Genomic DNA, 14,768 nt, shown 5'->3' on the forward strand with positions numbered 1-14,768 from the left:
ACTGATGTCTGACGTAGAACTAAGTTCCATGCAGAACACGGATAATATAGGACACAGGTACCACCCGTATTACCCGTGTCACACGGACAATACACATGACACTTGCAATTTCAATTGCGATGCAAAAGGGCGGCGTCGGGAAGACAACAACCGCACTCAACCTCTCAGGAGCTCTCGCCGATCGAGGGAACGACGTGCTACTGGTTGATGCTGATCCTCAGGGCTACGCAACAAAATCCCTCGGTCTTGGAGATCAATACCTGGTTGACGACATCACGATGTATGATGTCTTCCTTGATGCAAACAATTTCAGCGACGTCAATGAGTTGGTCGTTGAGTATGACGAGTTCGATGTCTTGCCCTCGCATCTTAGAATGTTCAAACTCGAAAAGGAGCTTCACTTCGAACGACGAGCCGAGAAACGGCTGTCGATGATGCTTGCTGAACTCGATACCGACTATGACTACATCATCATGGACTCACCGCCAAATCTTGGCCCGCTCACGGACAATGCAATTATTGCTTCGGAGCACGTGTTGTTCCCGGCACAAGCTCACGAGGCTAGCAAAGACGCGCTCGAAATGCTCTTCGATGAGATAGAATCGATCGAGAGCGAGTTTGGAATTGATATTGTGACGATGGGGGCAGTCGTCAACATGATCACCCGCGACAATATTAACAAAGAGATGATCGACTGGTTCAATACTGCATTCGGTGAAGAACACGTCTTTGAAATCCCAGATCGAGCTGCCCTTCGACGAGCATGGCAGCAAGGGAATTCGATTTTTGGATATGAAGGGAAACGACACGAAGAAAAAACGATTGAGGATCTGCAGGAACGGTACAATGAACTAGCTGACCACGTGGAGGGATACCAATGACTGAGCAAGTCGACAAAAATGAGGAACTCAGCGATCGATTTAGCACGCGAAGCAAGCCGAAAAGTGACACAGAAGATGCGGAGGATACAGATGATGAGAAAAATACAGGTGACACAGGTAGTGTAGATAGCACGGGTCACACGGGTGATACAGATGGCAAAGACGATACGAGTGGTAAGGGAGACATAGATGACCCAAAAGACACGGGTGACACGGGTAGTACAGGTGAGATAAATGGCACGAGTCATTCGGGTCACACAGGTGATACAGATAGCACACGGAACCGAACGCAATACGTGATGTACTTGCCAGACGATCTTCAGCAAGAGCTCAACGACCTCTACGATCAGTACAACGGTCAAAGCTTAGTCAACGGAAACGGTGGTATCGAGAAACACAAGGACTTTCTTGAGGGATTAGTTCGAGCTGGACTCGACAACGAAAACCTAGACGAGTACATCGACGTGAAAGAGTAGCCGATAGAGACATCCAGACAGTTAGGCTTCAAAGAGATCGGAAACACGAGCGTTACTTTGCTGCAAAGCATTTTCGACGATCTCCTGCCGAATATCAAGACTATACAGATAGTAACTACCGCCGTGGATACCGTCATTCCGCTCATCATGCTTGATGAATCCTTTCAGTCGAAGCTGACTGATACGATCATGAATCGTTCGGTCAGAGACGATATCCGTGTCAATAAGATTCGCAACGAGTTGGTACCGTTCGTAGATATCCGATCGTTTGCATGGCGTTTTGCCTTCTTCCTCGAGCTGGAGTAAGCTGAATAGCGTCAGTTGGCTTTGTGTCGGGAGGGATTCGAGTTCGTCTTGCACTTTTCCCTTCTCGATGAGATCTCGCGCTTCGCGAACGTAGCTTTCGCCGACCTCTGAGTCGTCTCTTGTTCGCGCCAAATCTCCTGCTTTGTATAGTAACTTCAGTGCCTGTCGTGCACTCCCCGATTCTTGCGCCGAGAATGCTGAACACAACGGAATCGTGTCACCGTCCAAAACGTCATCCCGAAATGCCTTTTCGGCACGCTGTTTGAGGATATTCCGGAGTTGATTCGCATCATATGGTGGGAAGTGAATTTCTTCATCGCATAAACTGTCCTTCACGCGCGCACTCAGATTATCCCGGAACGTGAAGTCATTCGAGATCCCGATAACGCCGACTAGTGTATCGTCAACACTCTCATTATCGTTCGCTCGTGGCAGTTCATAGAGGATGTCATCGTCACTGCCAATCGAATCAATCTCGTCCAAAACGACTAGTAAGTGAGTTGCATCTAAGTCGTTGATATGATTCCACAACATTTGGTACACTTGACTGGCAGCATACCCTGTTGACGGGATTTTCTCGGATGTGTCTCGGAATTGGTTCACGAGATCGACTGAAACCTGATAACTGCTGGACGCAGATTTGCAGTTCAGATTGACTACCGTGATATTGAGATCGTCGTAGTTCTCTTGATCGGATAGTAGTCGGTTCAGTACCAGTCGTGTTGCGAGAGTTTTCCCAACACCGGTTTGTCCGTATAAGAAGATATTTTTCGGCGGAGCAGCGTTAATGACGGGACGTAGTGCTTCCTGATACTCGGATAATTCCTCGTCACGCTCGACCAGTTCTTCCGGACGGTAGTTATCACGGAGAACGGCTTCGTTGACGAAGATCGGGTCATCCCGAGTGAATTCCTTCAAACCCATTGGTTCTGGTCTGATACCATGATAGAATGCCATATAAACCCACCGTTCACGAGCAACATGAGCTTCACGAGCTTCATGAGCTACTACTCTATTTAAACACAGTCCCTCTCCGGTTTTCACGAGAAAGACTTCAGAAACCACTGGGTCGTTGTTATGAGAACCAGATACTCTCGTTTCTTTGTTCGAGACAACTCGGTGGGTAGCCATAGTAGACGTATTTACAGAAGAAAAGATTTAAATCCCTGATTGTTATATTAATCCGTAGTAGGTCTAGACTAGAGGTGTGTGGATTAGCAAAACAAGCGTTTCTAATGCGGTCGGACATTCTCAAGAGGGAGCTCGTGAAAAGTGGTGTGTGTGTGTCCGTTAAAATTGTGCTACTTATTAGCATAGACTCGTGAAATCCGGAGTGTCAGACGTACCGCCGTCTGCTCATTTTACAACAACCATCGATATAACCCAACGTTAGTATGATATACTAACGCAAGTCTTCGATTTGAACTCGAAGCTACTTTTGAGATATCGCTACTGGGTTAACAATTTATGAGGTCTATTTTGCTGGAGAATTAGTTTCCGTGGAGCTTTTCTAAGTGATTCATCACTGTCGCTGTCAAATCATTCAATTCGTGCTGGAGCCACTCCGTGGTCTCTGCGAGTGGTTGTCACTCAGTCTGAGTGATCGGGCCTGTGGCTCCACGAGGGCGCGGGACCGTATAGTCGCTCGTCAGTATCGTCAGCGTATGGCATTCTCTCGGGTGCTTCGAGGAGTTCGAGATACAATCCCCACTCCACTCGACAAAATATGTAGGTCAAGCCCTCCGTTGGCCCGTCGTCATTTGTCTGTGGCCCGTCAAGCATCGTGACGTCGTCTCGTTCTCCCAATCCATCTATTGCTACGTCGATATCCTCTACCTGGAGGCCGAGATGCGTCGCTCCGATGTCGGAGTTGTTCGGTGGCGTATCGTCCTGGTCGGGAGCATCCCACTCGAACAGCTCAAGGTTCATGGTTGGACCGCATCGCAACATTGCAAGCGAGGCTGTCGCATCAGGATGCACATCCAACCGACGCTCCATCGAATCACCATCGGAATCTCCGAACGGCCCTTTCTGATAGAGCAATTCACACCCGATGGCATCAACAAAGAAGTCAACTGCCTCATCGAGATCAGGAACGGTGATTCCAACGTGGTGGACGTTTTGTGCCGTCAACGGATGGTCGTTTGTCATAGTATTTATCTCAGATGGTGGTGTGCATAGGTTACTTTCGAAGGAGAACGATCCCGTCACCGACTGCATTCACTGGCTCTGCGAGGAGGACATCGAAGCCAACGCTTTGGGCATGGTCGACGAGCCATTTCATACTGATTAAGTATTCATCATCACGAGTGAGGACATTATCACCGGCTTCTAACTCATGCTTTCGGGAGAACTCGCCGACCTCCTGGGCGTGTTCGATGGCAGCCGGGTCGATACCGTCGAGTGCGGACCAAAACGTGGACGCAAACGCCTCGACGCCCCGATTTGCCCACCGTATCTGAGTCTCACGGTCGGCCGCTGTATCACGAGCATCGTTCTTCAAGAACGTTTCAGCGATACAGACGTAGCCTCCCTCAGGTAAGGCCGTATAGCAATCTTCGAGAAAGTCGACTTTCTGGTCGAGTGGATCGGGGATGTGGTGGAAGGAATACAACAGCACCACCATTTCCGGGAGTGAGGTGACTGTTTTCACGTACTCGGTCATATCGGCTGTTTCGAACGATAGGTTTGACACCCCGATTTTTTTCGCGTTATTCCGTGAAACCTCGGTGACTGTCGCTCGATTATCGATTCCGAGTATCCCTGTTGTTGGCATTTCTTCAGCCAATCGGACAGAGGTTTGCCCTGTTCCAGATCCCATTTCGAGTATTCGGTCAGGAGCCGCATGAGAGACAAGTTCTACAACGTTCTTCTGTAATGCCTCGTAGTACGACGTTTGTCCGAGGTATTTCTCAAACGTCTCATCACTAGTGTAAAAGCTCGGCGTCCCATCGAAGTCACCCATTTGTGTGCCCTCCTGCGCGAGAATGGACCCGATTCAGGGGATGTGCATTTCTCATCGATCGCATTGTTGAATGCAATCTATTCCACTGGGGTATAACAGATTCGGTAGGCGGGATAATCGGGTGATGGAATGGTGTAGAGGTAGCCTTGGTATCCTTCACCATGAATCGGCTCCAACGCGGGACGCTCATCAGCCGCAAAGTAGTCTGGTGTGCTGGAGATCGATCCCCAGAGGTCGTCTTCTTCTCCGAGAAATTGCTGGCACTCAACCCCAACGTGGTTCGCTTTATCAACAATTCCAAACTGGAGTTCACCTACACCGTGATTGTAGCGTGTGAGCGAGATGCTTTGATTGTACGTCGCATAGTGTGCCAACTCGTTCGGCCAGGTGAGTCGATAGTAAAGCGTCAGGCTGTCACCCGGCGGAAGCGGCTGGGGAAAGAGGAACTCTAATTTCTGTTCAAATGCTGGCTGCTGTTCGGTGAGATCGTTGACTTCCAGTCGCTGGCCGTCACGGTCATCGACAAACACGAGTGGATCGATGTCCTCGAATGTGATCTTGTTCTCGCCGCTTTCTTTGTGGGTGATCGAATTCGTTGGCTCTGTTCCGGCGTTCTCGACAGTTATCCAGCGAAAACTGTTCCACTCGTCGGCTGGTCGGTCAAGAAAGTCGATTCGCTTCACATGCCGATAGAAGTGGGAGTTATCAACTAATTGTGGGTCGTCATTCTCTAGGCTCCATGCCGTTGCGATACGGTCGCGTCGAAGCTGAAGCACGGCTTCGTCGATGCTGTCAGTCGAGGCATACTCCCCGCTCTGCTCAGTCACAACTTGATTTGCGACGACTTTCGCAACGTGATTTAGGAGATCTGCGTGCTGTTGGCCTTTCTCTGTGAGGATAAGACGATCGTCGTCACATGTGAGGGCATCATGTTCAACAAAGCGGTCGATAATCTGTCTGATTTGGTAGCTAGACGTGGTTTTCTCCATCTTGTGGAGGCGATTTTCGACATCACGATTGACCGTCTCGATCTTGGCAGACCGCAGATCACGCCGGCGGCCACCTGGTCCACTTCTGGTAGAGACCGAATCCAAGACGAGAAATGGTTCAACGCTCCGCGACCCATAGAGCGGCGCGAGACAGGCCCCGATTTGTTCTTTATCCGATGTGGATCCCCACTCAACGGCATCCAGTTTGATCTCGAGGTTTTGAAGGGTGGCGATGACACGATCAAGAATTTCGTTCCCAGTATCTGTGAGAACATAGCTACGATTCTCCCTCTTGATCAGCGAGATATCAGCGGTTTCGAGTGCTAGCGATTGGAAATGGCTCGAGACAGTTGATTGATGTCGGTTGATCGTGTTCGCAATTTCTGTCTGGGTCGTTGCAGTATCGCTCTCAATGAGTACGAGCGCGGGGAGTGTTGTGGGGGTGATTGTGCGGAGAATTTCGCCAGCAGTCGTGAGTACTGGCGTGGGCCAGTTTTGGTGAAGGGAGCGGGAGGCCATGAGTTAGTAGATAGTTATGGATGTAATATGCCCGGAAGTAAGCGTTATGGATGTAATATGACCTGGTATGGACATAGAATGTCCATATGCGAAATACTTAATTGAGTGTTTGGGAGATAGAAGGAATGTGATGGACCACCTCGAAGTGGCGGACGAACCTACTCAGAAGCTTTCGGGAGTCCGTAGTGGTCCTGACGGCCCAGTTGGCAATACGAACGATGAAAAACACCAGTTGCAACGATTCGTAATGAACCACTGGTGGTTGACAAATGAAGAATGGGTTAAAGATGCTCTACCATCGGTAAGAGACAGGCAGCTAAGCTAGGCAAGAATCAACGCCAAGAAATGACAACTCCGTCGGAAGTTATTGGGTGCTCCAACACCCGTCACACCTTCCGACGAACGTACAAGTGTTATTTCTTGCTCAGTGGACAAAATTGTTCGGGTTATACCTGCAGGTATAACCTCTTGTTCGCCTGAGTGACTCTGAGACGGGTCAGCGTGCGACGTATGCACGATGACACACTACACACAATATCTACAATACGACGACATTGAGGCCAAAACTAACCAGCAGTGCATCACGCCGGACGATTTGAAAACGAACGGCGTTATTTTTCTCCGTCGTCATTCACGCGAAGGTGTCGGCAGCAGCGAGAAGGACATGCTGAACTGTGAAACCACACGAGGGCGTCGGAATTCCGACGCCCTAAGCCGGGTCCATGGACCCGGCTACCCTGCTACCACTAGTACTATACTCACACTAGTGAGTGTGAGTGAGGGGGGGTACTCCCACTGGCCAGTGGGAGCAGTCCCCTTCGTGAGGTGGTTTCGATGAGTGGCACGGGCCACATCGATTTGTTCGTATTCGAACGAGCAATCGAACGAGTCCACGAATACGTCCAAGACAGATACGACGTCGGAGCGTCTGAGTCAGACTATTACGTGCGTATCGTGGTTGAGAATGCGATTGAAGAGTGGTGCGACAAAGATCCGAACGCGGAGATTGAAGACCTCATCCACAATGCCATGGACGCACTCGGTGGCGACGACAACGAAGAAAAAGATCCTTTGTTTTCGAATTTGTCGGTGGCGCCCGACGAGAAGACGCGCCTCGCTCGCGACGTGCGAGAATCAATTGAGGCTCTGTTTAACGAGGATTATGCGAAACGTGCGCCTGAGACAGACACGAAAGGCGAGTATCTCTCGCGTATTCTTTTCGAGTTCGTTACCGATGGTCGGCATGACCGTCTGCGCCGGAAGGTGAAGCGGATCGATCTATTCGCGCGGTGCGAGAGTGGCAATGCGAGCTCGGTCGAGCAGAAGGTTGCTCGTATCCGTTCGGAGCTTTCGGATAAATTCGATAACGGGTATCCGGTACAGCGTGACGATCTCGTTGCGGCCGTGAAGATGCAGCCACAGACGAAGACGCAAAAGACCCGCGAGAAGTTAATTCAGGAAGTCCTCGATCATGACACGGTTGAGTACGTGGAGAGTCCGACGACGAAGGACGTGTTCATGCCGCGTGAGCAGGCTATCCAGAGAATGGAAAACCTTGGGTTGCCCGGTATTTTGGACGGACCGAAGTACGACCGTCTTCAGGCAGGATACGAGTTCGCGGATCTCTCGAAGGATGACAAAATAGAAGGAATCAAAGTCGCACTCGTCCGACTCGCGATGCACGCCGATTTGGGAGGAACATACCGGCTGACTGCGGAACAGATACGCCGGCGTGTTTTCGGTATTGCCGAATCTGTGCGTGTCGATACGATTCGTCGATACATGAACGAAATAGCCGACGAAGACGGATTCACAGAAACTCAGACGGAGGAAAATAGCATGAAAGCCGTCCGCGTACACGTTCCGACGATCATCAAAACAGACGTTGATCTCCTCGAAAAGGCAAATCTCGCAAAGGAATACGATTACGAAGACGCGCCGGATACGGGATTGGTTGTGAACATTACGTCTCTGTTTGATGCCGAAAGCGAGTCTACCTCTGATGAGCCCTATCTATCGGAGCAATCCGACGACAGACAGAGTACAGTGCGTGAGGTAGATGCACGCTTTGATGAACTCGTGGAGGGGGTTAGCAGACTGGGGTTGAATAGAACCAGCAGAGGGTCGTCGACGGATCCCTCCACATCTTCTACACGTCTCTCAAAGCCGGTATCCTCGCTGACGACAGCCGACGAACTCGAGCGGCATCCATACCGTGACCCCGAGAAATTGCGCACTGTCTACGAGCAGGAGGGCACAATCACTGGCACAGCTGCTCACTTCGACGTGTCAGAAACCACAGCTCGCCTGTGGTTGATTCATCACGGGATCTATGATCCCGAGAGGCAGGGACTATCATCTGTTGCGAATCGGCTGGAAGAGCTCTCACCCGAGGATCTTGGACTTGCACCATTGGGTGAGTACCCATGATGATCCCGTCTTTCGGAAATGAGTACAGATCTCGATCGGACTATCGCCCAACGAAGTTGATGAGAACGTCGTATTAGACGGCTACTGTGGGGTGTAATTACTCTCACTTTTCTCACCACGATTTTGAAGTAGAAAAAAGCGGGAGAACTGGTCTGGCGTGATTACGGTTCACTTTCGGGCGTTAATTACGACAATGTAATCTTCGTGTCGTTCGTCTTCCGTCTACACCATCGATGTTTCGTCGTGTCGTCGATGGGGCCACTCCATGGTCTCTGTGGTTTGATTCCACCCCCGTTGTCTCTCTTCTACCGTTGTAGTGCTCGTACTCCGTCTCCTGCCGACGATACTAACCCAGGTACCTAGTACAGAACCTTGTGAATTCTCCACACGAAATGAGTCGCACGTGCGTCTGACTGAATTTCTTGTAGACGCCCTGTAATCGTCCGTGCATGAAACAGATCACACTCCGCGTACAGGAGGAGGTGAAAGAATCACTTGAGGACGAGGCGGCCGAGGACGGGCAATCGCTCTCCGAGTACATGCGAACGCTCATCGAACACAGAGACGAGGACACTGAAGACGCGGTCGAGTATGAGCAATTACAACAAGAACACGAGCGTCTACAGAGCGAACACAACCGTCTACAGCAGGATCACGACCGCTTACAAACCGATCATGATCGCCTCAAACAAGAGCACGAGAGTCTCACGCAGCAACATAGCACTCTTCAGGACGAACACAAGTCGGCCACTGAGACGCTCACAGACAAGCGTGTGGAGGCCGCGCGATTACAGGAAGCAAACGAGCGAATACAATCCGATTTAGATCGTGTGCGCAGCGAACGTGACAGTGCACAGGCACGCTACCAAGAGGCGAATACCAAGCTCAAGCTCCATAACTCCGAGAAAGACGGGTTCTTCTCGCGACTCGGCCAAGTTTTCTCCCGTGGCTAAGCAAAAGGTGTAGCATTATACGGTTTATTGGATCTAAAACCACCGCCAAGACGTCTTTCGAGTGCTTTACCCGGGGATTTTCACTCGTCAGGTGGTGTGTAGTGTACTTCTTCTTAAATCCATAAGCGGAAGTAACCAACCCCCGGGATTCCCGAATCAATCTGTGCGCAACGCTTTCTCACCCTGAATTGGTGGGCGATCTAAGAGAATTGTAACGAACGGCTCGCACGCTGTCAGCTCTCCCGTATTCACTCATCTGTTCGTTTTTCGGCGCTACTGGTGCTAATAGAAGCTGGTATAGTATAGCAACAGGGTTCTGCTGGAACCCACAGCGTGTGACAAAGGGGGTGGTTGAATATCGAGGAGATACGCCGCGACAATCAACGTGTAGTCCAGGAATACCAGCTGTATCGCGGTACGCTCAACCTGTAAGTAGCACGAGTTGAACTCGTTGTCTGGTCGGCTGAACAGAAGTGATATGCCGGGTGGAAATCACGTATCAGTATGAATCTGGTACTCACGAATATTTTCAGTTCACCCTTCTACCTGTCTCACATCATCTTCTCGGCGCTCATCGGGTACTGGATCTATCTCGACGCTACCGAGCGCGGAAGTGATGCAAATCTCCTCTGGGCTCTCGGATGTACATTCATTCAACCGCTTATTCTCGGCTATCTGCTGTACCGGAGCGAAATTGGAGGGCGCACCGAACCTGCTGGAGTCACAGAGCGGGTGATTGGTACCGTTGTCATTGGCCAGCTCGTGACTGAACAGCTCTGGTTTGGTCTCCGGTTCACCGGTATCATTGCGTCTCGGGTCTACCCTCCAGCAGTTGAGTTACAGTATTATGTCGCTCTGTTCGCGGTCGGTGTGATTCCTGGATATTGGCTTGTCTGGAAGCGAGGATGGGCACGTATCCGCAGGGAATTCGGCTGGGTTCAGGAGTCAGAACGTGCCACCGTTCAAAATTAGTAACTTGCTCTGATTTTCACTGATACGCAGAGGTACAGTATAGACGTCACGTATCTGATCTATTATCGATTTCTGGAATTACAATCTTTGTCGTATGCTTGCTCTTTGCATTCTACACAGGCCCGCAGTTCGGTCCCGAATAAATATCGCCGAAGACATCGCCATCCAAGCTCTTCTACAATCTGACTCACCATGTATGGTTCGAGTGTTACCATTGGTGTGGTGAAATGCCGTGCTCCTTGTGCAGCTCAGCAAAGTCGAACGTCCGAATATCGACCGAGTTCACCGTCGCAGCGTTCTTGTACACATCGATAACATCAAAGTCGTCTCCTGAAACACGAACCTCAGCACGGTCACCCAGTTGAACACGATTAAAATCTTCTCGACTTGTCCATCTATTCGAACAGCCCCATGAGCCTTCCTTGGAGAAGTCTGTCCCACAAACACGAATAAGGTAGTCTACGTTGAACCGTGTTGCAAGTCGGTTACGGGTGGCTTTTGACACGACAATGTTCGTCGGCGAATGGACACTATCCCCAACCATGTCTGGATCATAGCTTCCAACAATGTCTCCTTGGGCACGATCGAACATGATATTCAACGGTTCGTCTACGTACTGTTGTCCGTTGTACTTCCATTCCAGAGAGACAACTTTTGCTTGGATGTAACCGGTTTTTGCTACTCCAAGGTGAGAGAGACAACTTCCGAAACCCCCTGCAGTAAGAGTTACTCCCATTGTCCCAAGCACTTGCCGTCGAGAAATCATGGTGATGACTGGTGGTACTCTTGAATAAGCTTTCTGTATATTGTGGTCGCCTAATTTTTCGCGATTTATTGGATACTGTTGTTCTTGACCGATTTACTCCTTGTTGGAGTCCACATTCTACTCATGCAATGCTTTGTCAGTGACTCATAGTCGTTTCCACCTGACAGCGTGCACGTGCATTACTTGTGTGCCAGATCGAAAGCCGCAGTGGTGCCCCTTCTTCGGCATCAGTATCGCCAATGTGAATCGAGAGTCCGAGTATCTCACTATCGTATTCAGTGAGATTAATTGACTGCCACTTCGTTCGAGTATTGAGACGAGCACGAACAATATATTTCCCTTCTTTGCCATCCCAGACGCACGGCAGACTCGCTCCACCGAGACTCGCACTGGTTCGGGCCGTCGCTTCATGATCGGCCCAATAGACTGGATGGCCATCGCGTTCGATAAAGACATGGACGGTGTGCGGTTTGTAATCGAAATTAACGATGTCGACCTCGCCGAGGATTGGTGGGGCAGTTGATCCACGCGAAAAACAGCCGCTAATTGCAGCGGTTCCAAGAAGAGTAACGAGGTGACGACGGCGCATACCTTCAGTCAGTGCTATCCATTAATAAGCCTTCTATGAATCCTAACAAAGCTGCTATCCCTAGCCGTAACGTTCTAAGCCACGATTGTCTTTTGACATCAAGTTATCCACTGACTATCAATCTCGCTACAAGAAACCCATTCGTAGTGGTTGTCCCCACGTAGAGAGTACCCAGAGGCCAACCAGAATTGAGAAGACACCGCCGACACGATAGAGAAAGACACCTGTTTCGTTCAAACTGGATTCAGGTGTGACTGAGACAGGGTGGCGGAGGGTGAACAGCAATTGTGGGCGGATAATGCTCAGGATACCAAAACCGATGGCAAATAAGCCGACGAAGAGACTAAGCATACTTTGATAAAGAGATAAGCATATATAATGTTTTATGGTGGCTGTTGTAAGAGGGCTCGCGACTCGTCCTATCCGTTCTCTTCTTTACCCATTCTTCTAGATGGTCACTCAATTCGCCTGTTCCACTCGCTTCTCTAAATTAGATCCATTATACAGTAGGTATAATTATGTATTTTGCAAGCGTAGTAGTATTGATCATGTCCGTCCGCACCACCGCTCGAAAACCAATCAGCAAAACATTCGCACGAGACGTCGTTATCATTTTTGTCGGTCTCCTCGCCTTGTCATGGGTCATTAGCGGTGGGACGACTCTCACCTATCTTGCGTTCCTCTTTGCGTCTGCACTGCGCAATATCTACTTCGGCTGGATTGGCAGTGGGCCGCTCTTCTATGTTGTTGTGGGTATTGGACTCCTCGTTGAGGCACTCATCCTCACAGTCCTTTATCGGCTTGCTCGCCGAATTCTAACGTAAAAATGACGTGATTCGGGATCGAATTCTAGTACGAAATGGATTTTTGCGCTTTTTACTCAATCAATACAACTAGTATTCTGGAGAATATTATTAGATATGAAACAATATTCTCGACTCCTCCTTGTGCTTGTTCGTCTTCATTGCAATTGCTGGTAGTAATGCAGTTCTCCTTCCGCTAGATTCCTTCTCGACACTTCCAATCAGTATTCTTGTTCTCAGCATCTGGTGGCCGATTGCGTACTGGTTCGTGTACTATCGAAACCAAGGGACAATGTCAGAAGGGAGTCAGCCAACGATCGTCACATCGTCCGAGAGTCCCAATTCTCTTTAGGAACGAATTCTCCGCAGGGATGGGATAATTAAGCCAACAATCAAGCCTTCGACGGCAAACAGCGGAATAATCATGAGGCCAACGACGACCGAGACATAGGCACCAATCGCCCCTGCAACGTTGAGACTTCCCGTCGAGAGAACAACATTGATCGCTCCTACTCCAACGATAATAATGAGAGTCAGGATTCCGCCAAGAAGCCCAGCAAGGCCACCGTCATAGAGGCTATCAGCCGTTGTATTTGCTGACCATCCAGCGATCAGACCGCCAAGAATTCCCCATGGAGCGAGGGCACTGCTGCCACTCAGGATGCCGATTACGCCACCTGCAATTGCTGTGCCTACTGCCCCGTGGTAAACGTTCTTGTTGACCATTATGGACTATTCATTGATATCGGGTATAATATTTTCTACGAATATTCTGCCTTCAAATAGCACGCCCAGCTAGTATCCTGCTTGAATGTTCAGAGAGCACGGTTCAGTTGAATACACAATCAGGTAATCCACTAGAATCATATTACCGACCACTAACAGAGAAACGAATGGCTCGCAACTATCTTGCCGCTGTCCTCGTCCTTTGCATGATTGCAGGCGGTGCTTTCGTCCTTGACGCCACACTCCTCGATACGCCCTCTCAATCAGAGAACAACGAACTTACAGGCACACTTGCTCCTGGGCTGACCGCGACGGGTCTCACAGAGCCGGGCAAACTCATGGACGCTCATGAGCGAGTTCTCGAAACAGATTCACATACTCTCTACGGCACGGTGCTCCAGCACTATTCAAACGGAACTACTCGGAGACACTTCGTATGGATGGGCCAACGGAGTCACTCCTCAACACGGTCTCTCTATCGGAGTCACTATTTAGTTACCCAGCCACATTATAACGATCGTCCACTGACACAGCTGGCGTATTATCACCGCAACAATCAGACCTATGAAGCAGCCAGCTCCCCCACAACAACCACATACCAAGTGGTGAATGAATCCAGCGGTGAGATGGTTTCTAAAGCACTCACTCGCCACGGACGACTACCGTTGCTCTTTTCGGTGTTTAAACGCACAGATGGTGTCACAGTCTCGCAGCTGAATACGACCACTTCACACCCTTACTATCGGGTTCAGCTGACCAAGCTATCTTCTCCGGAGAGCTTTGCAGTCGCTGAGCGAATGGAGACAATACGAAATGCATCACTGACAGCCGTGGTCGACGCATGGGGAGTCATTCATCGATATCAACTACGCTCCATGGGGACAGAAGCCGGGCAGACGATTCATGTTCGAGAATCGATGCGAGTCACAGCGATTGGTCAGACATCGATTCAGCAACCAGCGTGGTATCAGCAAGCTCGAAACAACATGACGTCATGAGGACTGATTATGACAAGGAGAAACGGCTACTGATCGGCATCATTGAGGGTGCAACAGCAGTTCTCACGTACAATCGGGTGATGAACTCGATCACGCGAACGCCGATTGAGACTGATAGATTGGATGTCAGCGGAAGTCGGCATATCGACCGGCAACGGACGGAAGGGCAAGTGCTTGAATCAGTCCAACAGCTCGGATAGGAGCAATTTGATTGGATTCACCCGCGTTATCGGTTGGTGTTTGAGGTCGATTATTGCGCTGAATGAAGGTACTGAGCATTGTTGAATTGCGTAATAACAGGCAATAATGCGTAGACGGTACGGAGTCTTGATGAGTATCTGGTTACCTCGCGACGGTCTATCTGACGCTACCGTAGGTTTATATGACTTCAAATC

The 14,768-nt window shown here is 49.9% G+C and carries 16 protein-coding genes; 8 read left to right on the forward strand and 8 right to left on the reverse strand.

The annotated features are described in order from the left end of the window. Positions 1–95: 95 nt before the first annotated feature. On the forward strand, positions 96–881 hold the full coding sequence (locus OOF89_RS16950) for a ParA family protein (protein ID WP_266080805.1): 786 nt from the start codon (positions 96–98) through the stop codon (positions 879–881). Further along, positions 878–1,357 carry a hypothetical protein gene (locus OOF89_RS16955; protein WP_266080806.1) on the forward strand — a complete coding sequence of 160 codons (480 nt, stop codon included), beginning with the start codon at positions 878–880 and terminating at the stop codon, positions 1,355–1,357. The genes OOF89_RS16950 and OOF89_RS16955 overlap by 4 nt, the downstream gene beginning before the upstream one ends. Before the next feature lie 21 nt (positions 1,358–1,378). Here OOF89_RS16955 and OOF89_RS16960 read toward each other — a convergent pair whose 3' ends face one another. The 4 genes from OOF89_RS16960 to OOF89_RS16975 form a co-directional block, all read right to left on the reverse strand. Next, positions 1,379–2,587 carry a Cdc6/Cdc18 family protein gene (locus OOF89_RS16960; RefSeq protein ID WP_266080807.1) on the reverse strand — a complete coding sequence of 403 codons (1,209 nt, stop codon included), beginning with the start codon at positions 2,585–2,587 and terminating at the stop codon, positions 1,379–1,381. Between the two features lie 666 nt (positions 2,588–3,253). After that, positions 3,254–3,814, reverse strand: a complete 561-nt coding sequence (locus tag OOF89_RS16965) for a VOC family protein (RefSeq protein WP_266080808.1) — start codon at positions 3,812–3,814, stop codon at positions 3,254–3,256. Positions 3,815–3,845: 31 nt separating this feature from the next. Beyond that, complete coding sequence (locus OOF89_RS16970; protein WP_266080809.1) at positions 3,846–4,628, reverse strand: class I SAM-dependent methyltransferase; 783 nt, start codon at positions 4,626–4,628, stop codon at positions 3,846–3,848. A 77-nt stretch (positions 4,629–4,705) separates the two neighbouring features. After that, positions 4,706–6,136: a hypothetical protein gene (locus OOF89_RS16975; protein ID WP_266080810.1), complete on the reverse strand. Its 1,431-nt coding sequence runs from the start codon at positions 6,134–6,136 to the stop codon at positions 4,706–4,708. An 834-nt stretch (positions 6,137–6,970) separates the two neighbouring features. Here OOF89_RS16975 and OOF89_RS16980 point away from each other — a divergent pair. The 3 genes from OOF89_RS16980 (at position 6,971) to OOF89_RS16990 (ending at position 10,491) form a co-directional block, all read left to right on the forward strand. After that, a complete protein-coding gene (locus OOF89_RS16980) occupies positions 6,971–8,566 on the forward strand; it encodes a hypothetical protein (protein WP_266080811.1) in 1,596 nt (531 codons plus the stop codon). A 449-nt stretch (positions 8,567–9,015) separates the two neighbouring features. After that, complete coding sequence (locus OOF89_RS16985) at positions 9,016–9,519, forward strand: DUF6290 family protein (protein WP_266080812.1); 504 nt, start codon at positions 9,016–9,018, stop codon at positions 9,517–9,519. 504 nt (positions 9,520–10,023) lie between these two features. Continuing rightward, a complete protein-coding gene (locus tag OOF89_RS16990) occupies positions 10,024–10,491 on the forward strand; it encodes a hypothetical protein (RefSeq protein ID WP_266080813.1) in 468 nt (155 codons plus the stop codon). 208 nt (positions 10,492–10,699) lie between these two features. Here the strand turns inward: OOF89_RS16990 and OOF89_RS16995 are convergent, their stop codons facing one another. The 3 genes from OOF89_RS16995 to OOF89_RS17005 all read right to left on the reverse strand — a co-directional run bounded on the left by OOF89_RS16995 (position 10,700) and on the right by OOF89_RS17005 (position 12,197). After that, on the reverse strand, positions 10,700–11,257 hold the full coding sequence (locus OOF89_RS16995; RefSeq protein WP_266080814.1) for a hypothetical protein: 558 nt from the start codon (positions 11,255–11,257) through the stop codon (positions 10,700–10,702). Between the two features lie 136 nt (positions 11,258–11,393). Beyond that, complete coding sequence (locus tag OOF89_RS17000) at positions 11,394–11,846, reverse strand: hypothetical protein (RefSeq protein ID WP_266080815.1); 453 nt, start codon at positions 11,844–11,846, stop codon at positions 11,394–11,396. Positions 11,847–11,972: 126 nt separating this feature from the next. Next, entirely contained in the window at positions 11,973–12,197 is a 225-nt protein-coding gene (locus tag OOF89_RS17005) for a hypothetical protein (protein WP_266080816.1), read from the reverse strand. A 197-nt stretch (positions 12,198–12,394) separates the two neighbouring features. On the opposite strand from OOF89_RS17005, the gene OOF89_RS17010 reads away from it, so the two are divergent. Continuing rightward, the gene (locus OOF89_RS17010) at positions 12,395–12,670 is read left to right on the forward strand and encodes a hypothetical protein (RefSeq protein ID WP_266080818.1); all 276 of its coding nucleotides are present in this window, start codon (positions 12,395–12,397) and stop codon (positions 12,668–12,670) included. Between the two features lie 327 nt (positions 12,671–12,997). Here OOF89_RS17010 and OOF89_RS17015 read toward each other — a convergent pair whose 3' ends face one another. Beyond that, positions 12,998–13,375, reverse strand: coding sequence for a hypothetical protein (locus tag OOF89_RS17015; protein WP_266080820.1), 378 nt, complete (start codon positions 13,373–13,375; stop codon positions 12,998–13,000). Positions 13,376–13,542: 167 nt separating this feature from the next. Between OOF89_RS17015 and OOF89_RS17020 the strand changes: the two genes are divergently transcribed. Then, entirely contained in the window at positions 13,543–14,373 is an 831-nt protein-coding gene (locus tag OOF89_RS17020) for a hypothetical protein (protein ID WP_266080822.1), read from the forward strand. Further along, a complete protein-coding gene (locus OOF89_RS17025; protein ID WP_266080824.1) occupies positions 14,370–14,573 on the forward strand; it encodes a hypothetical protein in 204 nt (67 codons plus the stop codon). Before OOF89_RS17020 ends, OOF89_RS17025 begins: the two co-directional genes overlap by 4 nt. Positions 14,574–14,768: the final 195 nt, after the last annotated feature.

Origin of the sequence: Haladaptatus caseinilyticus, from assembly GCF_026248685.1 — an archaeon.
Taxonomy (GTDB): domain Archaea; phylum Halobacteriota; class Halobacteria; order Halobacteriales; family Haladaptataceae; genus Haladaptatus; species Haladaptatus caseinilyticus.